Origin of the sequence: Pseudomaricurvus albidus, from assembly GCF_018863235.1 — a bacterium.
Taxonomy (GTDB): domain Bacteria; phylum Pseudomonadota; class Gammaproteobacteria; order Pseudomonadales; family Cellvibrionaceae; genus Pseudomaricurvus; species Pseudomaricurvus albidus.
This window is the reverse complement of the sequence record NZ_JAHKRS010000008.1, coordinates 1-26,039: the sequence shown is the minus strand read 5'-3', so window position 1 is coordinate 26,039 and position 26,039 is coordinate 1. Positions and strand designations below refer to the sequence as shown.

Annotated in this window: 20 protein-coding genes; 8 read left to right on the top strand and 12 right to left on the bottom strand. The window is 52.1% G+C overall.

The window, feature by feature from the left end:
- Nucleotides 1–3: 3 nt before the first annotated feature.
- The 4 genes from KOI40_RS13195 to KOI40_RS13180 form a co-directional block, all read right to left on the bottom strand.
- Entirely contained in the window at nucleotides 4–6,456 is a 6,453-nt protein-coding gene (locus KOI40_RS13195) for a response regulator (protein ID WP_216098004.1), read from the bottom strand.
- Nucleotides 6,453–7,244, bottom strand: a complete 792-nt coding sequence (locus KOI40_RS13190) for a substrate-binding periplasmic protein (RefSeq protein ID WP_216098003.1) — start codon at nucleotides 7,242–7,244, stop codon at nucleotides 6,453–6,455. Before KOI40_RS13190 ends, KOI40_RS13195 begins: the two co-directional genes overlap by 4 nt.
- Before the next feature lie 394 nt (nucleotides 7,245–7,638).
- Nucleotides 7,639–9,516 (bottom strand): amidohydrolase, encoded by a 1,878-nt coding sequence (locus KOI40_RS13185; protein WP_216098002.1) that lies wholly within the window; start codon nucleotides 9,514–9,516, stop codon nucleotides 7,639–7,641.
- A 95-nt stretch (nucleotides 9,517–9,611) separates the two neighbouring features.
- Entirely contained in the window at nucleotides 9,612–10,250 is a 639-nt protein-coding gene (locus KOI40_RS13180; protein WP_216098001.1) for an SOS response-associated peptidase, read from the bottom strand.
- A gap of 119 nt (nucleotides 10,251–10,369) precedes the next feature.
- Here KOI40_RS13180 and KOI40_RS13175 point away from each other — a divergent pair, with 119 nt between their 5' ends.
- Both KOI40_RS13175 and KOI40_RS13170 read left to right on the top strand, forming a co-directional pair.
- On the top strand, nucleotides 10,370–10,762 hold the full coding sequence (locus tag KOI40_RS13175; protein WP_216098000.1) for a LexA family protein: 393 nt from the start codon (nucleotides 10,370–10,372) through the stop codon (nucleotides 10,760–10,762).
- Entirely contained in the window at nucleotides 10,756–12,006 is a 1,251-nt protein-coding gene (locus tag KOI40_RS13170) for a Y-family DNA polymerase (protein WP_216097999.1), read from the top strand. The genes KOI40_RS13175 and KOI40_RS13170 overlap by 7 nt, the downstream gene beginning before the upstream one ends.
- A 111-nt stretch (nucleotides 12,007–12,117) precedes the next feature.
- On the opposite strand, the gene KOI40_RS13165 is transcribed toward KOI40_RS13170, so the two are convergent.
- A complete protein-coding gene (locus KOI40_RS13165) occupies nucleotides 12,118–12,450 on the bottom strand; it encodes a hypothetical protein (protein ID WP_216097998.1) in 333 nt (110 codons plus the stop codon).
- 161 nt (nucleotides 12,451–12,611) lie between these two features.
- Between KOI40_RS13165 and KOI40_RS13160 the strand changes: the two genes are divergently transcribed.
- Nucleotides 12,612–13,226 carry a class I SAM-dependent methyltransferase gene (locus KOI40_RS13160; RefSeq protein WP_216097997.1) on the top strand — a complete coding sequence of 205 codons (615 nt, stop codon included), beginning with the start codon at nucleotides 12,612–12,614 and terminating at the stop codon, nucleotides 13,224–13,226.
- A 46-nt stretch (nucleotides 13,227–13,272) separates the two neighbouring features.
- Here the strand turns inward: KOI40_RS13160 and KOI40_RS13155 are convergent, their stop codons facing one another.
- The 3 genes from KOI40_RS13155 to KOI40_RS13145 form a co-directional block, all read right to left on the bottom strand.
- The gene (locus tag KOI40_RS13155; RefSeq protein ID WP_216097996.1) at nucleotides 13,273–13,824 is read right to left on the bottom strand and encodes a DUF6624 domain-containing protein; all 552 of its coding nucleotides are present in this window, start codon (nucleotides 13,822–13,824) and stop codon (nucleotides 13,273–13,275) included.
- 6 nt (nucleotides 13,825–13,830) lie between these two features.
- The gene (locus KOI40_RS13150; RefSeq protein ID WP_216097995.1) at nucleotides 13,831–14,106 is read right to left on the bottom strand and encodes a putative quinol monooxygenase; all 276 of its coding nucleotides are present in this window, start codon (nucleotides 14,104–14,106) and stop codon (nucleotides 13,831–13,833) included.
- 62 nt (nucleotides 14,107–14,168) lie between these two features.
- Nucleotides 14,169–14,495, bottom strand: a complete 327-nt coding sequence (locus KOI40_RS13145; protein ID WP_216097994.1) for a hypothetical protein — start codon at nucleotides 14,493–14,495, stop codon at nucleotides 14,169–14,171.
- Nucleotides 14,496–14,836: 341 nt separating this feature from the next.
- Here KOI40_RS13145 and KOI40_RS13140 point away from each other — a divergent pair, with 341 nt between their 5' ends.
- From KOI40_RS13140 to KOI40_RS13125, 4 genes are all read left to right on the top strand, one after another.
- The gene (locus tag KOI40_RS13140) at nucleotides 14,837–16,399 is read left to right on the top strand and encodes an EAL domain-containing protein (RefSeq protein ID WP_216097993.1); all 1,563 of its coding nucleotides are present in this window, start codon (nucleotides 14,837–14,839) and stop codon (nucleotides 16,397–16,399) included.
- 319 nt (nucleotides 16,400–16,718) lie between these two features.
- On the top strand, nucleotides 16,719–17,201 hold the full coding sequence (locus KOI40_RS13135; RefSeq protein ID WP_216097992.1) for a hypothetical protein: 483 nt from the start codon (nucleotides 16,719–16,721) through the stop codon (nucleotides 17,199–17,201).
- A 285-nt stretch (nucleotides 17,202–17,486) separates the two neighbouring features.
- Complete coding sequence (locus KOI40_RS13130) at nucleotides 17,487–18,383, top strand: SDR family NAD(P)-dependent oxidoreductase (RefSeq protein WP_216097991.1); 897 nt, start codon at nucleotides 17,487–17,489, stop codon at nucleotides 18,381–18,383.
- Nucleotides 18,384–18,457: 74 nt separating this feature from the next.
- Entirely contained in the window at nucleotides 18,458–19,633 is a 1,176-nt protein-coding gene (locus KOI40_RS13125; protein WP_216097990.1) for a saccharopine dehydrogenase family protein, read from the top strand.
- A gap of 175 nt (nucleotides 19,634–19,808) precedes the next feature.
- Here KOI40_RS13125 and KOI40_RS13120 read toward each other — a convergent pair whose 3' ends face one another.
- Both KOI40_RS13120 and KOI40_RS13115 read right to left on the bottom strand, forming a co-directional pair.
- Entirely contained in the window at nucleotides 19,809–20,837 is a 1,029-nt protein-coding gene (locus KOI40_RS13120; RefSeq protein ID WP_216097989.1) for an alpha/beta hydrolase, read from the bottom strand.
- Nucleotides 20,838–21,033: 196 nt separating this feature from the next.
- Nucleotides 21,034–21,999 carry a GlxA family transcriptional regulator gene (locus KOI40_RS13115; protein ID WP_233710272.1) on the bottom strand — a complete coding sequence of 322 codons (966 nt, stop codon included), beginning with the start codon at nucleotides 21,997–21,999 and terminating at the stop codon, nucleotides 21,034–21,036.
- Nucleotides 22,000–22,228: 229 nt separating this feature from the next.
- Here KOI40_RS13115 and KOI40_RS13110 point away from each other — a divergent pair, with 229 nt between their 5' ends.
- Nucleotides 22,229–22,795 (top strand): OsmC family protein, encoded by a 567-nt coding sequence (locus tag KOI40_RS13110; RefSeq protein WP_216097987.1) that lies wholly within the window; start codon nucleotides 22,229–22,231, stop codon nucleotides 22,793–22,795.
- Nucleotides 22,796–23,961: 1,166 nt separating this feature from the next.
- Here KOI40_RS13110 and KOI40_RS13105 read toward each other — a convergent pair.
- Both KOI40_RS13105 and KOI40_RS13100 read right to left on the bottom strand, forming a co-directional pair.
- A complete protein-coding gene (locus KOI40_RS13105; RefSeq protein WP_216097986.1) occupies nucleotides 23,962–24,528 on the bottom strand; it encodes a hypothetical protein in 567 nt (188 codons plus the stop codon).
- Nucleotides 24,529–24,530: 2 nt separating this feature from the next.
- On the bottom strand, nucleotides 24,531–26,039 hold a 1,509-nt coding region (locus KOI40_RS13100; protein ID WP_216097985.1), incomplete at its 5' end, for a coiled-coil domain-containing protein.

Below are 26,039 nucleotides of genomic sequence, written 5' to 3'. Positions count from 1 at the left end.
CGCTTACTCCTCAGATTCCACATTTGCCAAACATGAATCACTGACCACTTTCGCCGCCAGTTCAAAGTCATAGTTTTCGATAGCATCTTCGAGCGATTCAAAGATCGACTTGTCCAGCACACGCACCAGATCAGCTTTGAGTTCATCGAAGACATCGGCAGCTTCGCCATCGTCATTTTCCAAAAGAGCCAGCAAAGCTGCCAGGTCCGGCATTGTCACTGATGGTGCCGGCTCAATTTCAATCAGTGCCAGTACTTCCAGTGCGGCCTCGTAATCAAAATTTTCAATATGATCAGCCAGCTCGGCTGACAACTCCCTCGGCACAGCCCTCTGAATCAGCGAACGATTATCGAGAAAGCAATCTTCAGCCGCGCCATCATCGCTGGCGAGCAGGGATTTGAGTTCCGCCAGGACATCATTCGCCTGAGCGACCGCCGCACTTTGCAAAGCAGATGGATTACTGGGTTCAGAGGCCAACACCTCTGCTTCAAATAGTTGCAGCGCCGATACCATGCTCTCCATCACGTTTCTAAAGGACGGCAACAGAATTTCAATCTGCTCCGTCTGCTGCTGTGCGATGGCATTTTCCAAAGCCTGGGCGACGTCCTGTATGGCCGTGGCACCGATATTACCCGCCACGCCCTTGGCGGTATGCGCGGTGCGCTCTGCCAATTCAAGGTCGCCAGCATTCAACGCTTCTGCTATCTCTGCCGCGGCGTTCGCCTGATCTTTGGCAAAACGGTGAATCAAATCCCGATAGAGTTTACGGTTGCCACCCAAGCGCCCCAGTCCTGCGACCGTATCCAGTCCTTCAACCTCTGGTAATTGCAACGGTTGTTCGTCGTGACCGGTATCCCTTACACGCAGTTTAGCCTCTCCCAGCCCTTCCCGTGGCTGTATCCAGCGTACCAATGCCTTGTAAAGCTCGACGGGGTTAACCGGTTTCGCGACATGATCCTGCATCCCCGCTTCGATGCAACGGTCTTTATCACCTGCCATGGCATTTGCCGTCATGGCGACAATGGGCAGAGAAGTAAAACGATCGTCCTGCCGGATTTCCCGCGACGCTTCAAAGCCATCCATGACCGGCATTTGCAAATCCATCAATACAATGTCGTAAGGACGCTCGCGGACTTTATCGACAGCAATCTGGCCGTTGTCAGCAATATCTACCTGCAAACCGGCTCGCTCAAGCAACTCCGTGGCGACTTGCTGATTAATTTCGTTGTCTTCCACCAGCAACACCTGAGCACCGGATACTTGAGCCGCAATGGACTCGTCACTGACTTTATCCTGACCAGCAGTTTCTATACGGGTTTCTCTCCCCAGAGCCAGCATGGCCGCATCCAGCATGGACGAGGCAGAAACCGGTTTGCTCAACACACCCTCAACGGACTTTCCAACCTTGCGCAGCATGTCATTGGTGTCGTAGGAAGTGACCATGATCACTTTCGGCTGCGATCTGAGAGTCAGGCTATTGCGCAGGATATTATTGAACTCGATGCCATCCATACGTGGCATTTTCCAATCCAGAAAGACGATTCTGAACGGGTAGCCACGTTCATCATGTTTACGCAGCAGTTCCAGAGCTTCAGGACCGGAAGCCGCAGTCACAGGCTCAAATGTCAGGGACTCTGCCGCTTGCTGCAGAATTTCTCTGGCTGCCGGGCTGTCATCCACAATAAGAACCGGCAATCCCCGCAAATCCGGATCCGGCAACGGCTTGACGATATCCGCCTCGGGATTGACCCCCATTTGCACGGTGAAAGAAAAAGTACTGCCCTCACCTTCAGCACTTTCTACCCAGATGTCGCCGTTCATCATCTGGGTCAGCTGTTTACAAATACTCAGCCCCAGCCCGGTGCCACCGTATTTCCGTGTCGTGGAGGCATCGGCCTGACTGAACGACTGGAACAGGCTGGCGACCTGATCGGGCGTCATACCAATCCCGGTATCGGACACTTCAAACAACAGGGTCACCTTGTTGTCCTCTAAAGACTGAACGCCAATCCTGACAACAATTTCACCGGACTCGGTGAACTTGACCGCGTTATTGACCAGGTTAATCAGAATCTGTCCCAGCCTGAGCGGATCACCATCCAGGCCCAGCGGTACTTTGGGATCCATGGCGATCAACAGTTCCAGCCCTCTTTCCTGTACCTTGACGTGCATTAAACTGGCGAGGTTACTGATGGTCTCATCGAGGTTGAATGGAATAGTCTCCAGCTCCAGCTTGCCCGCTTCAATCTTTGAGAAGTCGAGAATGTCGTTGATGATACCCAGCAACGAATTGGCCGCCGAATTGATCTTGTTGACGTAATCTTCCTGCCGTGGCGTCAGCTCCGTTTGTAACGCGAGGTAGCTCATGCCGATGATGGCGTTCATGGGGGTTCGAATTTCATGAGACATGTTGGCCAAAAATTCGCTCTTGGCACGATTGGCATCGTTGGCTTCTTCCCGGGCTTTAACCAGCTCGGTAATATCGGTTGAGATGCCCCCCAACGCCATCAGTTCACCGTCGGCATCAAAGACCGGAAACTTGAACGAGATATACGTACTGATGCTGTCATCAGGATTGCGCAACGTCTCTTCCAGCTGCAGTGTATCGCCCTGTTCCATAGCCTGAAGGTCACTCTTCCTGACACTGTCAGCCGTCTCTTTTGGCAGTAGTTCATAATCGGTTTTTCCCAGTGCTGCGTCATGCTCGCACTGGTTGACCCGCTCCCAGACATTGTTGACCAGCATGTAACGCCCGTCGGGATCCTTCATGTTGATCAGTGCCGGGGAGTTATCCAATACCGCCTGCAACAGTTTTCTCGACTCGGCCAACGCCCGTTCCGCCTTGCGACGCTCAGAGGTATCCCGCAAGGAGGTTGCGATCAATGTACCCGCTTCAGATTCTATCGGGCTCAGACTGATCTCTACCGGAACGTGCTCTCCGGATTTCGTCAGGGTGACTAACTCGTGCTCTATATTTGTGGATTGAATCTCCGGGGACTCAATGTAGGCCTCACAGTAGCGTCGATAGCTGTCCCGATATCCGGGCGATACCAGCATTTCCACGGACTGCCCCAGTAACTCGCTCGCCTCATGGCCAAACAATTCCTGAGCCCGTTTGTTCACCATCATGATGCCGCCGCCGGCGTCTGCCACAATCATCGGATCAGGTGAAGACTCCAGCAGGTTCTGGAACTGATCCTTGCTCTTGCTGAGTTCTAATGTGCGCTCTTCAACCTTGTCTTCCAGTTCGTCCCGGGCTTTCACCAGAGAGCGCGTCGCACGATCACCAATCCAGTTATTAATACCCATCAAACTGAGAGACAAAAACAATGTCGCTCCCAGTAACGCATAGAGAGTGTTTCTGGAAATAATGTAAGCTTCGAGTGCTTCGGCCTCGTCGATTTCCGACACCAATCCCAGACCAAGCTCCGGCGACCAATACCAGGCGCCCAACACTTTTTGATCTCGGTAATCCAAAAAGCCCCGGGTATTCAGCCCCGTTTCACCACGGGTCATTGCCAGTGCCGCAGGCGTTAACGTCGATTCATCATAAACACGGTTATCATCTGGCGATACAATGTGTGCGGGGTTGGACACTCGCAAAGTCAGTGCGGTGCGGCCACCGACAGGAATAACGCCCTGATCAATCAGGCTCTCGGTAAACCGGCTTTCACTCAGCATGACACCGCGGGCATCTACCGCGTAAACTTCTCCAGACTTTCCTGTGTTTCCACGGGACAAGATTTCAGAAAAGACTTCAGCCGGATCGGCACTGGCCACCACAGCCCCAATGGCCTTGCCGTTGTAATCGACAACTGGAGCCGCAAAGTAAATCTCTACTTTTTTCGTAATCGGGTTGAACGTCGGCGGAATAAAGATCACCTCTCCGGCAAAGACTTTTTCCCGCAAGCGATCCATTAAATGACTGACTGACGGTGCAGACTTGAAGACCGGTGTGCCATCGGTCAACACCATGGACAACTGCCAGTCGCTGGCTCCCAGATCGTGCTGATCCAAAAGAGCAGCCATACTGCGCTGCGACGGTCGATGCCCCGTGGATGAGTCCGCATGCTGCGAAGATAACAGGGTTTCCAGTCCTTGCTCCCTGGCAATCAGGGTCACCAGTCGTTGTCTTCCCTTAATCCAATATTGCAACATCTCGTGAGTGGCATGAAGCACCGTCACCAGTGATTGCCCCGCCCTTTGACGTGCAACGTTTTCTTCTTTTTCCAGCGAATACCAGGTCAGACCCAGAATAACAATCAATATTGAAGACAGCGCCAAAATGCCAAACAATCGCAAACGTCTGGATTGATACAGCGAAAAAGCCCCTTCCGCTTTGCGCGCGAGAATCCAGACAACTCCGATAAACAGAATCGCCAAGCCTACCGTAATCACAACAAACTGAATGATTGGGAGCTGTTCCGTTTGAGACACAGCATCCGCCTGTACCACATCACCCAATTCAATACTGATCCAGCGATTGCGGATATCATCACGTTGAGCAGGAGTGATGGTGGCGATGATTTTATTAAGGATCGTCACCAGTTCAGGCCAGTCGTTTCTGACACCAACACTTAACTCATACTGGTAATCGGTACGAAACACGATCTGCAAATCGGTAAGACCGTAATCACTGACGAGATTCAACGCCGAATACTGATTGGCCAGCATTGCATCCAGCTTGCCTTCGGATACCTGTATCAGACCCTGTTTCAAAGATTCCACCGGCACAAAAGAAATGCCGGGGTAATTGGCTTTCGCCCACTCGGTACTCGAATAGCCTTCCACTACACCCAGGGTGACACCGGGCAAGGTCTCGATGGTTGCCATGTTCACCAGCGAGGCCATGGAGTTCTCACGGGAAATCACCACCGTGGGTATGCGCAAATACGTATCGGTAAATAACAGAAACTCCCGCCGGCTGTCGGTGGCTGACAATCCCGGCAGAATGTCGATCTCTTTGTTTCTCGCTTTGTCGATGACTTCAGCCCAGGTTTCTACGTCTGCTGGCTCGAGCTGAAGACCCAGTTGTTCGCTGATCAAACCGGCATAATCGGCAACAATCCCGGAGTACTGCCCTTCGGAGTCAATAAATTCAAACGGTGCCCAATCCGGATCCGCCCCCGTCCGAATCACTGGGTGTTCCAGCAACCAGCTTTTCTCTTCCGAGGTCAGTTCGGTTTCCCGGTTGCTGGTCATATCCTGACTGAACGTCAACCAATTTGACAATATAGCCAGTCGTTCATCTGGCGTGATGGACGCAATCGCTTTGGTGAGAATAGAGTGAAGTATCGGCTTCTGTCCCGTCACCAACATTCTGAGCGGGTTTTGCCCCAGATTACTGGGAAACGAATAAAAGCCTGAGAGTGCGTTTTCCTGCAGATAATATTCAACCACACTCTGCGAATCCATGGTCGCTTCCGCCTCACCAGCCAGCACCATTTCGATGGCATCCAGAATGGATTCGGACTCAACAATGTCAATTTCGGGCATGCGCGATTTAACGAGGTCGATGGTTGCATAGCCTGTGGGAATCGCCAGTCGTTTTCCGTACAGGTCTTCCATTCGAGTGATGTTGCTGCCCTCTCGGGAAAATACAAATTCTTTCAATGTCAGATAGCTGGGGGTATGAAGTGCATAACGACTGCGTTCGGATGAAAAATAAGCCGCAGCGACCAGATCGATTTTATGGTCACGCAGCATCGTGTGAAGATCTGCGTAGCTGGCGGCTTCCGAGAAGGTGAACTGCAGCCCGGTCTTCTCGGAAATCAGATTCAGTACATCAACCGAGATCCCTACATAAGATCCATCCCGATTGACGAAATTAAACGGTGGCCACTCTGCCTCCTTGCCCACCAGCACCAGAGGGTTGGCCTCAATCCAGGCTTTCTCCTGATCGGTCAAACGAACCGATCTTTCCGCTGAGATGACGGGGGTCAGCACACTCACCAGCTGGGTTTTTTCCAGGGTCGCCACGGCTTCCCCCAAACGACCAATGGCATCAATCAGCGACTGTTTATTTTGTGTATAGTCCGGAGACTCCATCACCTGTCGGGCTTTTTCAACTTCGCCCTGCGCCATATACTCACCGGCACGCAGCTCCAGCTCAACCAGGGATTCATTAAATGCGCTGATCAGGTCGATGTGTTCTTCCGCGTCTTGGGGCGCCTGCGCACGAATCTCACTCAGCGTATCCTCAAACCGGGTGACGGCGAGATTGTAACGCTCCAGCCACTCACGGTTTTCCGAATAGACATAGGTGGTCATTGCACTGGTCAGAAGTTCGTCCTGATAGCGTAGCGACTCAGTCAGCTGTGCAAGACGGGCCTGATTGTACTGCTCATGGGGAACCGGGTCTTCAGACGCCATCGTCATGGGTGTATTGATTACACACCAAACCCCCAGGGTGACCAGCAATACCACCGCCAGGTTTTTCCATCGCACGTTCATCATGGTCTCACCCCTGTCAGCGGTGAAACCTTGAAACCATACTGTTTCTGGATGCGGGTATAGTCTTCCGTCTGGATAAAATCACTCACCGCCTGTTCGAGTCGATCGCGAAGCTCGGAGGAACGTTCAAACTTGCGTGAGACAGCGATGTTGACGGGCAACGAGTACACCGCAGGCTCGAGCACCTTGAAGGCATTGTCAATGCCGAGGGACTCGGCACGGCTCATGAAGAATTGCCGATTATTCACGGCCAGGTCAAAACGCCCGGCAAGCAATCCTTTTAACTGGGCCGTCGAATCCAGTACCGGTTCTTTATGAAGAAAATGGGCTGCGTCAAATTCCGGCCCGTAGGTCCAGCCAAACACCACCCCAATGCGGTATCTGGCCAGATCCAGCAGGCGATGACTGAGCGTTATGCGACTGTCGGCCCGCACGATCATGTCCTGGGTTTCATGCAGATGAGGGGTCGAGGTAAACAAGGCAATTTTGCTCCGCTCCGGTGTTTTCGTCAGGTTCACCACCAGATCCTGACGACCGGACGCCAAAGCTTCCAATACGGAACGCATATCCGAATATTGCGTCACTCGCACGTCATACCCCAGACGCTCCAGCACCGCTTCGGCAATTTCGATAGAGGCACCGGTCGCCACCCCCTCTGCATCCATGCCATAGAAGGGATAGAAGTTTTCAGCCATTGCCACCCGAATGGTGGGTTTTTCTTCTGCGATTAACGGAAAAGACCAGAGCCCCAGAACAATCGGTAAAATCAATTTAAAAAATGTGCTTCCCATGCATGAGCCTGTCATCGAGACGTAGTTATTCGAGGCGTAGTTATTCAAGACCTAGTTATTCGAGGCGTAGTGTTCGAGACGTCGTTATTCCTATGAGCTTGTCTGACCGCCCCCTATACAACCGACCCCATGAAGTAAGTAACCGCAGACTTCACCCCCCTACACGGTTCCCAATCCACCTCAATACCATAAGGAATTATCCTGCCGCTGCCGTCACTCAATTCAACAAACTTGTAACACAAGTTATAGCCAATAAACACCGGTCTGTCATAAATTGATTAACAGATGGGAGGTCTATCGCAAAAACCGCATCAGAACCGGCAGCAGAATGAACCGCAGACACAATCAACAGGAAGAGCCTTAAGAGAAATTTTAAGGCTCTGGGCAAAGACCATTACCGAGCCGAACCAGCCCCTTCCAAAGCCTTCACCAGCACCTCCAGACCAGGGTTAAAACATCCGTCCCCATGAACATGAGGAACACCGGCAATACCTTGCTCCCAATCATCCGCAGAGGCAGGCGATACCCCGAACAGCGCCGGCGACGAGATGGAGGCGGATTGCTCCTCCCGCCGGAAGACAGAACGTCCTTCTTTGACAGTCTCCAGCACTTTGAGTGCTGACAACTTCTCCGGAGCTACAGTAAGAGGGTTGTCAGAAAGGATGACAAAATCAGCGAGTTTGCCAACTTCAATCGATCCCTTGGATTGCTCTTCAAAATGCTGCCAGGCGGGCCACAGTGTCATGGCCTTAAGTGCTGTCGCCACCGGCACACGGTGATCGGCGCCCAACACCCGCCCCGTACGCGTGGTGCGCGTAACCGTCGCAGACAGGATGCGCATGGAATTAGGCAGCGCCACCGGTGCATCGTGGTGGGTACTGAACTTCATGTCTCGTGCCAACACCCAGCCCGTGGGAGAAATATTTTCAGCCCTCTCAGGCCCCAGTACCGACTCCCTGTGCCAATCGCCCCAGTAAAACGTGTGCATGGGAAACAGCGAAGGAAAAATATCGAGTTCTTTCAACTGATCCACCTGCTCTTCACGCAGCACCTGACCATGAATCAGCACTGGACGATTATTCACATCGGGATATTTTTCTCTGGCGCGACGTACGGCTTCAATCAACACGTCACTGGCCGCATCACCATTGGCATGGGTCAGGATTTGCCAACCATTGGAAAAGGCTTTTTCGACGGCAGCATAAGCAGTTTGTTCATCAATGGCGCCATAACCACGGTAGTCTTTTGACTGTCCATCCGGAGGCACAAAATAAGGCTGAGTCAGCCAGGCCGTCTTACCCTGAGGCGAGCCATCGATAGTGAGCTTGGCACCACCGACACGATAGCGGTTACGGTAGGTTAACGAGGGCTGGATATCCTCCACAGCCAATATGTCCGGATAGGCCACCAGATCGACCAGCAACTTGTCTGCAGCAGCCACTCGCTTCATGGCTGCCAGCCCATCTCCACTGGCACGCCCTTCCTGCACCGTGGTATAGCCAAAAGAAGCTGCTAACCGGGTGCCCTCTTCCACAAGTACTTCATTGATGTTGTTGTCGAAGTTGGCCACCAGCTTACTCACCAGATAGAAAAAGGCGTACTCTTCCATCACGCCATTCGGCTCTTGCGATTGCGGTTTGCGACGAAACACCCCGCCCTTGGGGTTTGGTGTCTCCGCGGTGACCCCGGCCAGTTCCAGCGCCTTGCTGTTGGCCACCCCCAAATGTCCCGACTGATGAATGATCAGCACCGGCAACTCTGTGGACACCTTGTCGAGATCCTCCCGCGTCGGGTGCCGACTTTCGGCCAGCTGTGAATCATCATAACCAAAACCTACGATCCAGCCGACACGCTTCACCCGATCCTCATGGTTAGCCACCCAGTCTTTCAACAGACCCTGTAGAGACGCGATATCCTTACCGGAACCATCAGGCGGCGGCAGCAGATTGGCACTGGTCGCCTGTATGCCAATCAGATAAGCGTGTCCGTGGGCATCCACAAAACCGGGCAATAGCGTCTTACCGCCCAAATTGACTTTAGCGGTGTTCGCACCAACCGTCTTCATGACTTCATCGTCATCACCCACGGCAACAATCTTGCCGTCCTTTACCGCAACGGCCTCCGCTTCGGGCTGATCATCATTGATCGTGATCACCGTGCCATTGTGATAAATGATGTCGGCCTGCGTTTCAGCCTCTGCAACAGAACAGAGACAATAAAGTTGAAGCAAGCCCACACACAAAGTCAGGCCGAGGTTCCTAAAGTTTCGCATGGGCAATTCCCTTTAGTTGTACTGTTAAGTATTGTTGCTGGCAAAAGCATAGAAGAGACATGTGAAAGTCTCCACAACAGCTCACCCAACCCACCTCAAATGGCCGCGGGCAACACCTTGTGTCGACTGTTGTTGATCACCGGATCAACCGGCCGGTGTGCGATGGGATAGGGCAATCTGGGTTCGAACAGGTCTTTCAGATCGTCGGAAGGCTGGCTCATATCCAGCCAGCGATTACGGGCATCATGGTCCAGCATCACCGGCATGCGATTGTGAATCGCCTCAATCTCCGGTGCCGCTTCGGTGGTGATGATCGTGCAGGAGATAATTTCATCGTTCCAGCAATCCCACAGTCCGGCAAAGGCAATGGCGCCGTCTTCGCGGAACAGCTCAATGGGTTGTTTCCCAGAAGGCCCTTTCTGCCACTCGATGAACGAGCTGCAGGGAATCACGCAGCGCTTGTGATGAAACAGCCCCTTGTAGGCCCGACTGGTTTCCAGATTTTCAGACCGCGCGTTGAACATAGCGAATTGGGTGTCCGGGCCAGACGACCAGCTGGGGGTCAACCACCAGCGGGCCAGGTGGCACTCGCGCTGCCCGTCCTGCTCGTAGAAGATGGGCACCGGCTCGGTGGGAGCGATGTTGTACTGCTCTGCCAGTGTGACCGAAACACCCAGATCGTCCACCAAATCCACCATGCCTTTGGTCATCGAGATATTAAAGCGACCACACATACACTGCTCCTGCAAAACCCGTTGGGTAACTGAAGATCCTCTTATAACCAAGAAGCACTTGGCAAAAAACCGACGGTGAAATTATACTGTCTATCCATACAGTATTTTTCGAGAAAACCATGAAGCTCATACTATACAGCCATGCGGTACAGGCTGGCTTCCCGTCGCCTGCCGACGACTACAAGGAAGGAGCACTGAGTCTGGATGACCACCTGATCGAACACCCCGCTGCCACCTACCTCGCCCGTGCGGCGGGGGATTCCATGGAAGGCGTTGGTATTTTTGACCGTGATCTGCTGGTTATAGACCGGGCGCTGGAGCCCGTCCAGGGAGATGTCATCGTGGTGGCACTGGATGGCGAGCTGACCTGCAAAATACTGGACAAGAAACACCAGCGCCTGCTGGCCGCCAACCCGGACTTCCGGCCGATCCCCATTCTGAATGAGCAGAGTCTGGTGATTGAGGGCGTGGTCAAGGCCTCCATCCGCTACCACCGGAAACAGCCATGCTAGCACTGGTGGACTGCAACTCGTGCTACGCCTCCTGCGAGCAGATTTTTCGACCCGACCTGCGCGGCAAGCCGGTGGTGGTGCTGTCCAACAACGACGGCTTTGTGGTGGCACGGTCTAAAGAGGCCAAAGCACTGGGCATTGGCGACCTGCAGGCCTTCTTCAAGGTCGAGCCGGTGCTGCGGCGTCACGGAGTGGCCATCTTCAGCAGCAACTACCCGCTCTACGGCGACATCTCCCACCGCGTGATGAACACCCTCAGTACGTTTGCGCCCTCGGTCGAGGTCTACTCCATTGATGAGATGTTCCTCGACTTTGACGGCATGCGTGAAGACTGGAAAGTCTACGGCCAGACCATTCGGGAAACCGTCTGGCGTCATGTGCGCATGCCGGTCGGGGTGGGCATCGCCCCCAGCAAGACCCTGACCAAGCTCGCCAACCGCGCAGCCAAGAACATCCCCCAGTGCCAGGGCGTATGCGTGCTGGATACCCCGCACAAATGGGAGTGGCTGCAACGACGCACCCCCATCACCCAGCTCTGGGGCATTGCCGGACGACTGGCACGGCGGCTGGCAGAGTTCAACATCACCACCGCCTACGATCTGGCCACCGCCGATCCCAAGGTGTTGCGGCGCAAGCTCAGCGTCAACATCGAGCGCACCATTGAAGAACTCAACGGCGTGCCCTGCATTCCGTTTGAGGAGCTGCCACCGGCCAGGCAACAGATTTACTGCACCCGCTCGTTTGGCGAAAAGCTCACCGAGCTGGAACCGATTCAGCAGGCCATCACCCTCTACGCCAGCCGGGCTGCGGAAAAACTGCGCCAGCAACAATCCCTGGCGTCCTCGATGCACGTGTTCCTGCACACCTCGCCCTTCGAAGAGGGCTACTACAGCAACAGCACCACGGTGCAACTGCCCTATCCCACCAACGACAGCCGGGTCATTACCTCACTGGCCAAGGACACCATCGGTCAGTTGTTCCGCCCCCACTACCGTTTTCTCAAAGCCGGTGTGGGCTTACTGGGTCTGTCTGCCAAGGAGCATCAGCAATACGACCTGTTCCACCCAGGTCAGGCACCGAAGTCCGATCGTTTGATGCAGGTTGTGGATCAGGCGAATGCCACCTTTGGTCGCGGCAGCCTGTTTCTGGGAGCAGAGGGGATTCAGAAGAAATGGAAAATGCGGCAGTCCTTCACCTCGCCCGCCTATACCACGCGCTGGTCAGATTTGCCGGTGGTGAAATGAGGCTGTTATCGATCTAAAAACACACCTCGACAGGAACAGCATAAACTTATGGAAGGATGCCTGGGATGCATCCTTCCATGTCATTTACTGGATGAATAATCCAGCGCCCGATCAATCGCGATCCCGGTCACGATCTTTGTGGTGATCCCTGTCCCTGTCACGATCTCTGTCCCGATCCCAATCACGGTCTTTGTAGTCATCACGATCTTTGTCTTTATCGTGTTTCTTATCCTTGTCGTGTTTTTTATCCTTGTCGTGATCCCGGTCATCATCTCTGTCACGAAACCAATCGCGATCCCGATCGTGATCCCTGTCGTGCCTCTTATCATGATGCTCATCCCAATTGTCCTTGGCGCGCTCGTTGGCGTTTTTGTTGGGCTCTGCCAGCACCGCCATAGAAGAAAACAGGCCTACTCCAATCAGGATCGTGATGAATTTTTTCATTATTTTTCCTCTCTAACGAATAATCTATTAGAGAATAGCTCACAACTCAGCCTCAGCCAGTGTAGACATCCAAAACTCTCGCAAATAACCTATTCTTATCGAACAGGGGGCATTGCTATCAGCCGTTCTGCCTGTACACCTCCCTCTAGCTGGAACCACATATGAGCTTCTACGATGACCGAATCCTCCCCCATTTGATCAACTTCGCCTGCGGCACGAAACCGGTCTTGAAACAACGGGAAAAAATCGTTCCCCAAGCCGAGGGACGAATTCTGGAGATAGGCATGGGCTCAGGGCTCAACATCCCCTTTTACCAGCCCGAAAAGGTCGACAAAGTCTGGGGGCTAGAGCCCTCCGAAGGAATGCGGGAAAAGGCTCGTCCCCGGGTAGAAGCCGCACCTTTTGAGCTGGAATGGCTCGACCTGCCGGGCGAGGAAATCCCCCTGGATGACAACAGCGCCGACACCGTCGTACTGACTTACACCCTCTGTACCATTCCCGACTGGCTCAAGGCCGTTCAACAGATGCGACGGGTACTCAAACCCGGCGGCAAATTGCTGTTCAGTGAGCACGGAAAAGCCCCGGACGAAGCCGTAAGACGCTGGCAGAATCGTATCAATCCCTACTGGAACAAGATCGCCGGCGGCTGCCATCTCAACCGCGACATCCCTCTTATGCTGCAAGAAGGCGGCTTTCAATTGAAAGAACTGGAAACCCTGTATGTGCCCAAGACACCCAAGACCATGGGGTTTACCTATTGGGGATTTGCGATTTAGAACCGAAAAATCAAATCATCCGCTAATTCTAACCTACCCGGGAAAATCAGTCGGGTGGCGTCGATTCAATATTGGCCCTTCGCAAACGCTCCCGCTCGATCATTTCCGCCAGACGCTCTTCGAGGGTATTCAAGCCTAGCGCCACCCGTCGCTGATTCACCCCAGTCGCATCCTGAATCGGGAAGGATACCGGCCAGCCCTCGTCATCCACATCAAACTGAGTGCCGTACAGCTGAGGCTTGCCTTCGAATGTCAGCACCCGGTCCTGAAGAAATGCCAACTGCCAGCCTTCCGCATCACCCGCAGCCACCGCCGCCTCTAACAGAGAGACACACGCGGCCATAAAATCCGTGTCGGACACCGAGTGCTGGGCAATCAGCCAAGCCGCCCTGGCGCCCTCTTTGCCGACCAGAGAGATGCCGGGCCAGCCATGGTCCTGAATGATCGCTTTCAGACGTGCAGCGTGTTTTTCGTGAAGGGCCTTCATTTCGGGGTGATAAGCATCGGTCGGCAACTCGCCGGAATCGAAGAGCTTGTGTAATGCTGTCTGGTCTGCGGCCATCATGCCGACCAGTTCACTGGTGAGTTTTGGGTTCACTCTTCTCTACTCGCTAATGGAATAATGCCTTTCCACGTCCTCGGTCACCGTCCCCCACGCGGATGCACGAACCCGCTGCCGGTGAAGCTCAAACGCTGTGCGATCGACAAACTCTTCGTACACATTAAACACACAGGGATCATCTGGGCTTTGTGTCACCTCAAAAAGCAAGCAGCCCTCTTCAGCGCGAGTGCGCGCGATATGCGCTGGCAACTCGGCCATAACCGCGCTGAGGTCTTTCGCGGGGACGGTGATATGCCCCTGAAGAGTTAGCTTGTTCATCGAAAGTCATCCAAAAGGTAGCAGATACAGGGCCGGCTTATCACCCCGATGCAGACATGCCATTACCCCAGCCCCCACAACATATAAACCACAAACGCCAGTCCAGGATAGACAAACTGCCCATACAGGCGGGCGCCGGTGTAACCGAAGATCATCCAGATCATCGGCACAGTCACTACCGCCAGCACCATAGCCACAAACAGAAATCGGGGAAGATGCCACTTAAGAGATGAGACAGCAGCCTGGTTGCTGCTAAATGCCCACTTGCGCAGCAAGGTGGTTATAGCAAAAACCACAAGCAGGAAGCCAAAAGCCACACTCCAATCCAGGAGCGTTAAATCGGCAAGACTGCAATTGGGGTTGCAGATGAAGAGATTGTCCATAGTCATAACCATCCTGAGAGCCGCCGTCTGACTTCAGCGTTCATCCTGAGCTTGTCGAAGGATACTTGCCAGGGAACACCATGAAAAGGTGGCAGGTTTTGTCCTTAAAAGTTAATTAAGTGTCACTATATTGATTTACCGCAAATCATCCTCAAGAGACCCTTGGCATGATCGCGCCCCTTTAATTACCCAGGCACTCCAGAAAACATTGAAATGCAGTCAAAGGCACTATGATGTTAATCTGACTCCATCTATGATGCACCCCACTTTGTGGGGCAGGACGCATGCAGGGTCTTCTGCGATTAATCAACACACTGACGACTTAATTGAGCGAAAACGGACATAACATGAGGTCACGCACCCCACAAAAGTGGTATTCCTTTGGTGTCGCCATAATCGGCGTGATCATAGCCATCAATCTATTGGCGTTTTCTCATCTGTTTTATCTGAAGAAAAATCTTATAGAATTTGGTGAGCACCTGCTCTACGAACTGGATGTCGTGGGCAATGAGGTGGAAGACGTTTTTAGCAAAATTGAAAATCGGGGCATAAATCAATGCACTGACAAGGACCTGTTAATGATGCGGCAGCTGGAATTCCTCTCCAGCTCAGTAAGAAACATAGGTCTTATTAAAGACGGTCAATTGGCCTGCACAACCGGACTGGGGCGGTTAAAAGAACCTACCACCTGGGCTACACCCACGTATACGGATCGAAACGGACTGGAATATTTTGTCGATTTACCCATCCGGTTATTTGAAGGGCATTACAAGGCGCTGGCAGTATCCAACGGCAAGCATGCTCTGGTGTTGAGCATAGAGCGCATAGAAAACGTCTCGAGACCACCTTATGTCTGGGAACACGTTTTTGAATTTGAAGGCAGCGTCCAATACGCAACTGGAACAAAAGGCATCTATGAGCAGGTCAATATAAACAGCTCTAAATTACTTGGTTATCTACCTGACCCCCGTTTTTATGGTTGCAGCAAAAAATATATTTATCACTGTGTGGCAGTGGCCTACGACAGAGAAGCGTTTGCGCTTATCAATTTACCCCTTTATGGGGTTGCCATTACGTTTTGTCTGGCAGTAGCCATAGCCTGCTTCACCATGCATCAAAACCGGATTCGCCGACTTCACTCCAATGGGTTCCGTATTAAACATGCCTTAAAACATGAAGGGTATTATTGGTTGGCACAGCCGATTGTTCGCACAGGAGGCAATCAGGTCGTTGGCTGTGAGATTTTAGGAAGATTCGAAGATCAGTACGGTCCACTGCCACCCTTTAAGTTTATTCCACTGCTCAAAGAACAAGGGCTTAATTGGCAGTACACAGAGAAAATGATCTGCAGCGTGATTGAAGATATGGAGGCGATACCTGATCTTCCAGAGGGTTTTAGGGTGAGCTTTAATATTTTCCCCAGAGACTTTAAAGATGACGAATCTATTAATCGCCTGCTGGCTTGCTCTTGTGTTCAAAACACCCGGTTTACGATCGTTCTGGAAATTGTGGAAGATGAATCCCTGGAACTCGCAGAGGTTCAGAACAACCTGCGACGCTTGCGCAATGCCGGATTTATCATCGCGATCGATGACTTTGGTACAGGTTTCTCCAACCTGAGAATGCTAAAAGAAGTCCAGTGCGATATTTTGAAAATCGATCGGTCATTTGTCATGGAAATGGAAGAAAAAAGCATTCGCTCGACGTTAATCCCCCATATCATGGAAATCGCCACACAGCTGGACATGAATACGGTAGCCGAGGGTGTGGAAAAACACGAGCAGGCCGAGCAGCTGGCTGAACTTGGCGTTTCACACCTGCAAGGGTATTTGTTTGGCAAGCCTATGAAACTAACAGACCTTGCCCGGCAGGTTCAGGAAAACGAGCCAGCCGTAGAGTATGTCATTTGAAAACTGCGTTGTCTGGAAGCCTGGCTATTTGAAACCACAGCCCTGCCACAGGCTCAGGGCCAACGAACATCAAGAGCTGATCCCACACCGCTCATACTGTCAAAATACTTTACAACCTTCGATCCCGGACGTCAGTCTGCCCTGCCCCAACCCACTGATATTGTTCATTTTTCGCTAACTGGTACAAAAGCTGCTTAAAGCTGCATTTAGCCCCTTCATTTTTCACCAAACGCGTCTGGCTGTAGTGATCAGCCCGCTTGGACTTCGCTGACCACGGCTACACCTTCAAGCACCTTAAAGACTTATTGGAAGCTGACAAATGAAAAAATACCTGCTTACCCTGTTAATGCTTTTGCCGCTGCAATCCCATGCTCTGCTGATCACGACCAGCATTGGCGATTACGAAGTCAGTACCATTACCGGTAGCTTTAACACCTACATAACCGAACTCGAGAATACCGCCTGGATGAACAATGAAACTCTGGCCCTGGAGTTTTCCACTGCAGTCACCCCCTTACTGGGTGATCCGGGTCCATTCTTTCTGTTTAAATCGCTCACCCAAAAAGTCCTTAGCCCAACGGGGCAGATACAAGAACACCAATTTCTCAATTGGATACAAGATGGTGTCTCCGATTTTTATAGCTGCATTGCCGGCGACTGCTTTTCACGCCAATACACCTATGCCGTAGCGTCGGAAGTGATATCAGATGTCGACGGTACGGTGCCCCTGCCCAGCAGTCTGATGCTGTTGCTTGGCGGCTTGCTCGGCTTGAGACTGACCCGCCAACACCAGGGGAAATAGAATCAGACTACATGGACGTTTTTCTGGCTCAAAAGATCTATTAGCAATATGAAAACGTCCGGCACACTGAGGCTTTAGCAGCTTAAGTACTGCAAAATCTACTGCATCATTCTTTGGGTTTATTAGGCGTTATTCAGCGTCCGAATGGCCGTGTTTCATAACGGACAAAAGCCCTTTCAAAAGTGACAAGCACGCTCTCGACTGGCAGGTCATGCTGGTCAAAACTTTCTCTCTTCCGCTAGAGTGGCCCGTCAACGTTTACCGTCATGGATCAAGGGTTAGGGTATGAGTGAGTTTCTGGGTAAGACAGCGGTTATCAGCGGTGGTGCTGAAGGCATTGGTCTGAGCATTGCGCGCGCGGTGGGCAAGCAGGGTATGAAGGTCGTACTCGGTGATATTGACGAGGCGCAGCTGCAACTGGCCGAGCAATCGCTCCGTGATGAAGGCATTGAGGTGCTGGCGCTGCCGCTGGATGTGACCAAACCCGAGCAGTGGCAGCAAATAGCAAAGGCGGCACAGGAGTGCTTCGGCAAGGTTCACATGCTGGTGAATAACGCCGGTGTCAGTGGAGCACCGGGGCCAATCGAACACACCAACATCAAAGACTGGAACTGGGTGATGGACGTCAACCTCATGGGGGTTATCTACGGCACCCAGACGATGATCCCCCTGATAAAACAACACGGCGAAGGTGGCTGGCTGATCAATGTTGCCTCCATGGCCGGGATGATCGGCGTACCCATGGGGCAAGCCTATACCGCCTCCAAGGTGGCCGTGGTCGGCATGTCCGAGAGCTGGCGCGCCGAACTGACGCCCCAAAACATTCAGGTATCGGTGTTGTGCCCGGCGTTTGTTCAAACGCGTATTAACCACTCCTCGCGCAACAAACCCAGCGAGTACCAGACGGCCGCAGACAACGAGAAAGAGATGAGTCCGGGTCGCGCAGCCATGGCAGAGCACATGCAGAAGGTGATTGATCGCGGCCTGGCCGTGGAAGTCGTCGGCGAGCGTGTCATAGAAGCGATTCGCGCCAACGAGCTGTACATTTTCACGCACCCCAATTATCGCGCCGTGTTGCAAAAGCGTTTTCAGGCCGTTGATCAGGCGTTCGAACGTGCCGCTGCCAGCCCGCTGGTCTCCCATCTGCTGGACGAAGAAATCGACGGTTTTATGAAGGGTTGAGGCACACGGCGCCCTACATCGAACTATCCTCAGATCGAACTATCCTTAGAGCACGCTCATAAGAGAAAATGATTATGTCTAAAAACAGAGAGTACGGAATTGTCGTCTACGGGGCGACGGGCTACACCGGTCGTCTGGTGTGCGAATACCTGAACAATCAATACGGCGTCAACGGTGACGTCAAATGGGCCATGGCGGGTCGCAGTCAGGACAAACTCGAAGCGGTGCGTGACGAGATGGGCATTCCCGCTGATGTGCCGCTCGTTGTCGCTGACTCCGGTTCCAGTGACTCCATCAGGAAACTGGTCGAAAGCACTCAGGTGTTGCTGACCACCGTGGGCCCTTATCAACTGTACGGCTCGGATGTGGTCAAAGCCTGCGCCGAAGCCGGAACCGACTACGTAGACCTGTGCGGTGAACCCGCCTGGATGCACGAGATGATTGCCGCCCACGGTGCCACAGCCAAAGCCAGTGGAGCACGCATTGTGTTTTCCTGCGGGTTTGATTCTGTGCCTTTTGATTTGGGCGTTTACTTTTTGCAACAGGCCGCCAAAGAAAAACTTGGCTCACCCGTTTCCAGAGTCAAAGGTCGCGTGCGCGCCATGAAAGGCACCTTCTCTGGCGGTACCCTGGCCAGCTTCAAAGCCACCGTAGCCGCAGCAGCCAAAGACCCAAAACTGGGACAGGTGTTAATGAATCCCTTTGCCCTGACCGAAGGGTTTACCGGCCCCGAGCAACCTCCGGGTTTGCAGCCAATATACGATGAAGACCTGGGCAGCTGGTCGGCACCGTTTGTGATGGCGACCATTAACACCAAGAACATCCATCGCTCCAACTTTTTGCTGGGTCACGACTACGGGAATGACTTTGTCTACGACGAGATGATGTTGACCGGCCCCGGCGAACAGGGCGAAACCATCGCCAACGCCGTGGCGAAGGACACTTCCATGGCAGACAACGACCTCAAACCCGGCGAAGGCCCCTCCAAGGAAGAGCGTGAAACCGGCTTCTACGATGTACTGTTTGCCGGAACCACCGCACAGGGCGACAGCATTCGCGCCAGCGTCAAGGGGGATAAAGACCCGGGCTATGGCTCGACCAGTAAAATGATTGCCGAGAGCGCGGTCTGCCTGCTGAAAAATCCCGAAGCGGCCAGCGGCGGCATCTGGACACCGGCTTCGGCCATGGGATCACTGCTGATCGACCGTCTGCAGAACAACGCCGGCCTCACCTTTCAGGTGGAATCGTAAAGCGCTTGTTGCCCTTGTTGAGACGATCTCGCAAGGGCGCATTGCGTTTTTTCTGAACCTTACTCCGCTCATCCTGAGCCTGTCGATGGACACCCGTCCACTGGCACGTCCCCAAATTCCGTCATTGCAATCGAAACGTAGTGCAGAGGAACCATCCATGTTTGGCATTGATTATCTACGGTGTGCCAATAACCCATTGCAGAAACTCCACGATACGCCCATCCACCGACTGCTTGCGACCATCGGCTGACAAGCTCGGCACCGCCGCCGGGTAGAAATGGCCAAAGCCCGGCACCCAGGCCAGCTCGTGCGGAACACCCCTCTTATCGTAAATGTATAACAGCGCCGGCAGAAACTGTTGTATACCCGGCAAGTCGTTTTCACCGACAAACAACAACACCGGTGCGCTGTCCGGCGTCAGGCGATCCGCAATCTGAAAGCCGGCATAACCACCGGACAGGGAGAACACCCCCGCTACCGGCTCTTTCAAAACGTGAGCCACGTTCATACTGGTAATGGCACCAGCGGAGAAGCCACCCAAAACCAGACGCTCTGGATCAATACCATAGCGATCCGCGTGTGCACGCACATGCCGAATGGCCTGTTGTAAATCCTCCGCAGCGGCGAGCACCGCGTCCAACATCGCATCGACATCACGCTCGTTATTCAGATCAAACGGTGCAAGCTCCATCTGCCACCGAACCTTATTGACGTGAGGCAACATAAAGCCAATCGCGGTCAGATCCAGGTCTTCATCCTCATAACTCTGTCGCGCAGGCACAGGATTTTCCGGCGCCAAACGGTAATCAATGGCAAAGCAGACATAGCCCTGCTCCGCCAAACGACGACAGTAATCTCCCATGGAATCATCACGCACACCGTCCAACTGGAATCGATAACGCGGACCACCGCGATGAAAAGACCCACCAAAAGTCATAATCACCGCCGGGCGATCTTTCGCTGCTGAAGCCGCCGGCTGGTAGACATCCATCCACAGGGCGCGCTGCTTAATACCGTCCTCTGTTTTTACATCACCCTGGCCGTAGACAACATCGGGCGTAAGAATATAAGCAGGCTGCTGAAGATCAGAAGCCGACAGTGATTTGGGAGAAACTAAAAAACCAGTCACCAGCAGTACCATCAGAAACCCTAACGTCCGGTTGGCTGATGCTGGAGGGGTGGATATGCAGGGACGGGTAAACACGGTGTGACCCTCTCGTAGATGTCTGGATGTTATTGTTGTATGGGTAGTGTAATCGCGTTTTGCAGTGAAGGATAAATTCTGCGCCCCACCCCGCTCACCCTGAGCCTGTCGTTTGATTGAGAATTAACACCTCCGCCGCGCTTTACCTTCAGGGCCTGAGGTTAACCGCCATTGTAAAATCATTCGTGGAAACAGGTTAGAGCCCGGCCGGCCCCGACAACTCTTCGATCAATGGCCGAAACAGGCGCCGGTACTCGCCAGGCGTCAGCCCCGTCAACCGTTTGAACAGGCGACGGAAGAAGGACAGGTCCTCGTAACCGACCTCCAAACTCACTTCTTCTATGGACAGCTTGCCTTCTTCCAATTGACGCTTGGCCGCTTCGATTCGAAGGTTTTGTAAATACTCGATCATGGAAGAGCCGGTGGCCGCTTTGAAGCGTCGCTTGAGTGTTCTCTCTGGCAGAGATGAGGCCTCCACCAACAGAGAGATGGCCGCGGAATCACGGTAGTGCAACTTGAGCCACTCCTCGCACTTGCGCACCGCCGAGTCAGCATGATGGGTTTGCCGCACCAGATGAGTAAATGGCAACTGGCCTTCCTGATGCCATTTCAGCAGGTACACTTTGGCAATGCGAAGCGCCTCACCGACGCCGACATGACGGGCGATGATATGCAGTGCCAGGTCATGCCATGAGGTCGTGCCACCCGCTGTCACCAGCCGACCATCAGGATGGGCATAGACCAGATTGCTTTCGGGCCGGAAGTGCACCTTCGGGTAGTGCATCCGAAACAGCTCCTGATAACCCCAATGAGAAGTTGCTTCGCAGTTATCCAGCAAACCGCTCTCTGCCAGCAAGATTGACCCGGAGCAGGCTGAATAGATCGTGGTGCCCGAGCGGAACCTGAGCTTGATCCAGTCCATCAGCCCATCATAGCGTTCACTGATGGCTTCCTGGGGACCGAGCCAGATCTCCGGAAGGATCAGGATGTCAGAGGTGGGCGCATCAGCGATGGCATATGCGGGCTCCACCGGAATCCCATGGCCGCACCGAAATGGCTTCGAATCCACCGACACAATCTGCACATCGAAGGGTTGCGACGGACTCGCCTGTCCCACCAGCGTTTGCCAAATATTACCCGTGGCACTGAGCACATCCACCATCCCGTAGAGCGCCGAACCGGCCGTTTCTGGCAATGCCAGGATCAGGACTTTCTTCTGCGGGAGCCCCATCTTCCATCCCCTTGAAATTGATGGCACGAATGCCCCCTTTTTGTCAAATATCCATCTGATCATATCCGTTGAATTGCCTTACTTTACACCCAGACGCTACAGAAAAGCATCTCCCGGTTCCCGGGTTCCCTTGGACAAATGAAGAAGTGAGGTAACAACGATGAACGCACATGTGGATATACAAAATCGCAACGGTCTTGACCTGAACCAGATGAGCCAGACGGTCGCAGCCCTCAAAAACGACCCGAGTCTTGCGCAATTTGAATTCCGGGCAAGCAACCAGTGGATCAACGGCGGTGAAAACCAATCAACCATCCGAGGCTTCTACGGCGCCGGCGCCGAAGATGAATCCCGCCACGCGGACTTTGTCTTCACCAATGGTGAACCGCCGGTTCTGCTGGGCAAAAACGAAGGTGCAAACCCGGTGGAATTCCTGCTGCACGCGCTGGCCGGCTGTGTCACCACCACCACGGTATTGCATGCGGCAGCACGGGGCATCACTGTCCGGAAGTTATCGACCAGGCTGTCCGGCAATATCAACCTGGAGGGGTTGCTGGCGCTGAATGACGAAGCGACCGTCGGCTACGAAAGCATCCGCATCCTGATGGATATCGAGGCCGACTGCAGCGACGCAGAGCTGAACGAGCTGTTGTCGTTCGCCAAGGACCATTCACCCGTGTGCAACACGGTGTGCCGCCCCGTCCAAGTCACACTTGAGCGGGTGTGACAGCAAGTCCGGGGCGGGGGGACTCGTCTCGGACTGGCCGGGTTGGCGCGGGGTGCACAGCGAAACATTAAAACAGGCGGCCATAAGCCAGAGCCTGTGGAGGATGCCCAACCAATAGCATCTAACCCCTGCCCTTCGACAGGCTCAGGGCGAACGTACTGCTATTCCGTGCCTTACCCCACTTATTTTAAGAGCCCCGCCGCATTCAGCCTGAGCCCAACCTCGCTGATCCTAAGCCACACCTCGTCGTTCAGCCTAAGCCCAACCTCGCTGATCCTAAGCCGCACCTCGTTCAGCATGAGCCTGCCGAGTCTTTTAAATCTAATATCTAGTCTTTTAAATGGAACATCGGGTGTATTTAATGGGAAGACAGATTCTGGATACTCGCTATTGGGTCTTTTATATAGGAAATTGATTGGGCCTTTGATAAGCAATATTGGGGCTCGGGGATAGGCTTGGGGAATACAAAAGACCCGATCTTCCATTGCGCATATGGGAAATTGATACTCAAGGTACTCAGCATCAATAGGTGGCAGTCAAAGATCGATTACGAAAAGGGCTCTGACCCCTTTAATCGTGAAATTCATGTCTCGGAACCAATCGAAGTATGTGAGAAAGTAAGGTGCTAGAATGTGCCATGAGCCTTAACCCTTTGTTTGTTAGTGTTTGGTCGCACATTCATTATACAAACAATAGTGGTTTAGGCTCCCTTCGGAGTGAATAACTGGGACAACAGTGGGGTGGGGGTGCTTTAGAGTACGTGTAATCAGGCAAGACCCATTTACCTTCGTTCTTGTAAGCAGCAAGGATCGCGCCAGTTTGGAGTAACTTTTCCTTGGCAACAAAGCGGTAATACGCAATCTTGTCATCATGTGACTGCTCGTCAGCCTTTACTAGCCTGGCAGTCTTCCAATTAGAGTTCGACTTTGGATTTCTGTTCGACCGGCCATGTAGCACAACACCCATGTAAACTTCACCATCATTTGTATGGCGATTATTTACAATGATTATTCTGAGCCTATTTTTACTGTTCGCAGGTAAGGTATTAGATAAGGCAGATTTCGTCATAGTTTTGTGTGGTTTTAGTGCTTCGTTATCGAGTCGTTTCATAGCTTATCAGGGTCGTGCAAACTAGCCTTGAAAGCCTGTACGGTTTCAACCGCAATCTAAGGTGACTTTAAGAAGTTACAATATTGTTCTGTGCTTTGAATTAGCTCAGGATCATCTGTTTCAAAGGTAAGCTCACCAGCTTCATTTACTGAGGCTACATTAACTGACCTTACTCCACCTCCTGCTAACAACTCAAGATAGCAGTATTGCTGCTCAGGGGAATCCAGGTTGCTTCCAGCATATTCCTGACCAGTAACAAATGTTTCTCCATTCTCCGTTACTGTGCGATGAAATACCGTGTATATCGAATGTGTGTACATCGCATTATCATCGGTAATAGATGAGGTACTGGAAAGCTCTTTGAGATTTGAAGACTGCACTTCACTTTTAAGATTGCCAGTTGAGATAAACCCATTGCTGTTATAGCCAAACAACCAATATAGAAGGCCTGCAGTCAACATCAACACTGCGATTGCACCACATACATAGAGAAATGTTTGAGCTCGATTTAAATTGGATTTTGACTTGTATAGAGCTAGCAATTCACGATGACGAGTAGACTCCGTATCAATTGCTAGATTCAACGCCGTGAAATCATTTGTTGTGTAATGCTCGCGATCCATAATCAGGCTTCCGCCATAGGCCTTTTTGAAGGTTTGCTGGATAAGTCCACATCAGCTTGTGTTTTCAGAAGCCTTTCGTCGTTTGTATAAAATGGTACATGCACCAGCTCTTTTTTGATAATTTCAACAGGCACTTCTCTTTGTACGACTTTATCAACTGGGACTTCACGTACAACTTCGACGGGCACCTCATTAATAATTGGCTTTCTCACAACCTTTCTCTTGTGAACGTAATACCTTCTAGCGCTATCTATCGCTTTAGTGAATGCATGGCGAGCACTACTCTTTGTACGTTGGTCTTTTATACTACGATCCCGGATAACATATGAGCCTAAGGCCAAGAGAATGCCAGTAAACGCAATAAGAACTGCTAAGCTACCAAACCATATCGCTGCAATGATCATCACATCAGATCTATCCAGGTCTGCTGCTGATTCTTTGCCAAACCACCATTGGGCCATTCTATAGACCTGATTGTCGCCCACTTTGATATTGATTTTATTTCTTAGATCGACACGGCGTTCCTTTAGTGTCAAGATTTCTTGCTCGACACCTTCTACTAGCTCTTCATTCCTATTGAGCCGTTCTAGTTGCTGGTCCCGAATTCCGTCATTTTCAGAGCGTTGCTCAGAAAATTTTGCGTTAACGGCTTTCATTTCATCAAGGTGCTGATTAATTTGTGTCTCAATGTCTTTTTCACGAACACCGACACTTTTACTGACAGATAAAGACAGCTTACGAATCTCTCCATTCAGGCCATTTATCTTTGATTGGTATTGACTCTTTACCGCAGCAATATTTTCTGAATATCTTTGAGAAATATGATTTGATTGTTCAACTGCGTTAATGCTATTGAGTGCATTACGGGTTGCCTCCACTTCACGCTCAGCTTCTTTTACTTCAAGGTTATGAGTTTCAGTAACATTAGCCCGAGTAAATATGTTTGCCTCTTCAATTGCCTTTGATCGCTCACCTCTGGCTCTTTGAAGGTTAGCTTCTGCTTTCTGGAGCTGGCCTTGTAGAGATCGTCTACGAATAGAAATCTCTTCACTGCTTCCCTTTCGAGCATCCTGTAATTCCTGGTAGAGTCTATCTATCTCTGTATCACGCTGTGACTTCAACGATTCAATTTGTGACTTGATGTCTGAGATTTGCTGTTTAAGGCTCAGGGTGTATTCAGATTGTATTGAGGCCCTAAGATTATTGATTCGATCTTGAATAACTGATGTTTGCTCGTTGTTTTCCAATGAGATCTGGGCTTGTCGGTCAGAATAATCCTGTTCGATTTTCTGCGAGGTCAATTCCAGAAGCTGCCTTTTGTAATCTTCTTTAGGAACAATTTCCTCTTCGACTGCAATAAGTTCTTTTTTGTACTTATCGATAGAACGCGGTTTCGGATAATGAGTGCAATTTCCTAGTGAGGACGGCCAGCTGATATAGTTCGGTGCCATTTTCTCGCCAAAGGAAATAACACAATGAGCTATAAGCAGCTGACCGAAGGTGAACGATAC

Excerpts from the sequence above, each read along its gene's own strand:
- KOI40_RS13165 (WP_216097998.1), bottom strand. The coding sequence starts at position 12,450 with ATGAAAAAATTCATCACGATCCTGATTGGAGTAGGCCTGTTTTCTTCT.
- KOI40_RS13110 (WP_216097987.1), top strand. The coding sequence starts at position 22,229 with ATGAACGCACATGTGGATATACAAAATCGCAACGGTCTTGACCTGAAC.
- KOI40_RS13115 (WP_233710272.1), bottom strand. The coding sequence starts at position 21,999 with ATGGTGGATGTGCTCAGTGCCACGGGTAATATTTGGCAAACGCTGGTG.
- KOI40_RS13130 (WP_216097991.1), top strand. The coding sequence starts at position 17,487 with ATGAGTGAGTTTCTGGGTAAGACAGCGGTTATCAGCGGTGGTGCTGAA.
- KOI40_RS13190 (WP_216098003.1), bottom strand. The coding sequence starts at position 7,244 with ATGGGAAGCACATTTTTTAAATTGATTTTACCGATTGTTCTGGGGCTC.
- KOI40_RS13195 (WP_216098004.1), bottom strand. The coding sequence starts at position 6,456 with ATGATGAACGTGCGATGGAAAAACCTGGCGGTGGTATTGCTGGTCACC.
- KOI40_RS13150 (WP_216097995.1), bottom strand. The coding sequence starts at position 14,106 with ATGAACAAGCTAACTCTTCAGGGGCATATCACCGTCCCCGCGAAAGAC.
- KOI40_RS13105 (WP_216097986.1), bottom strand. The coding sequence starts at position 24,528 with ATGGATCGCGAGCATTACACAACAAATGATTTCACGGCGTTGAATCTA.
- KOI40_RS13135 (WP_216097992.1), top strand. The coding sequence starts at position 16,719 with ATGAAAAAATACCTGCTTACCCTGTTAATGCTTTTGCCGCTGCAATCC.
- KOI40_RS13185 (WP_216098002.1), bottom strand. The coding sequence starts at position 9,516 with ATGCGAAACTTTAGGAACCTCGGCCTGACTTTGTGTGTGGGCTTGCTT.
- KOI40_RS13175 (WP_216098000.1), top strand. The coding sequence starts at position 10,370 with ATGAAGCTCATACTATACAGCCATGCGGTACAGGCTGGCTTCCCGTCG.
- KOI40_RS13170 (WP_216097999.1), top strand. The coding sequence starts at position 10,756 with ATGCTAGCACTGGTGGACTGCAACTCGTGCTACGCCTCCTGCGAGCAG.
- KOI40_RS13140 (WP_216097993.1), top strand. The coding sequence starts at position 14,837 with ATGAGGTCACGCACCCCACAAAAGTGGTATTCCTTTGGTGTCGCCATA.
- KOI40_RS13160 (WP_216097997.1), top strand. The coding sequence starts at position 12,612 with ATGAGCTTCTACGATGACCGAATCCTCCCCCATTTGATCAACTTCGCC.
- KOI40_RS13145 (WP_216097994.1), bottom strand. The coding sequence starts at position 14,495 with ATGACTATGGACAATCTCTTCATCTGCAACCCCAATTGCAGTCTTGCC.
- KOI40_RS13125 (WP_216097990.1), top strand. The coding sequence starts at position 18,458 with ATGTCTAAAAACAGAGAGTACGGAATTGTCGTCTACGGGGCGACGGGC.
- KOI40_RS13180 (WP_216098001.1), bottom strand. The coding sequence starts at position 10,250 with ATGTGTGGTCGCTTTAATATCTCGATGACCAAAGGCATGGTGGATTTG.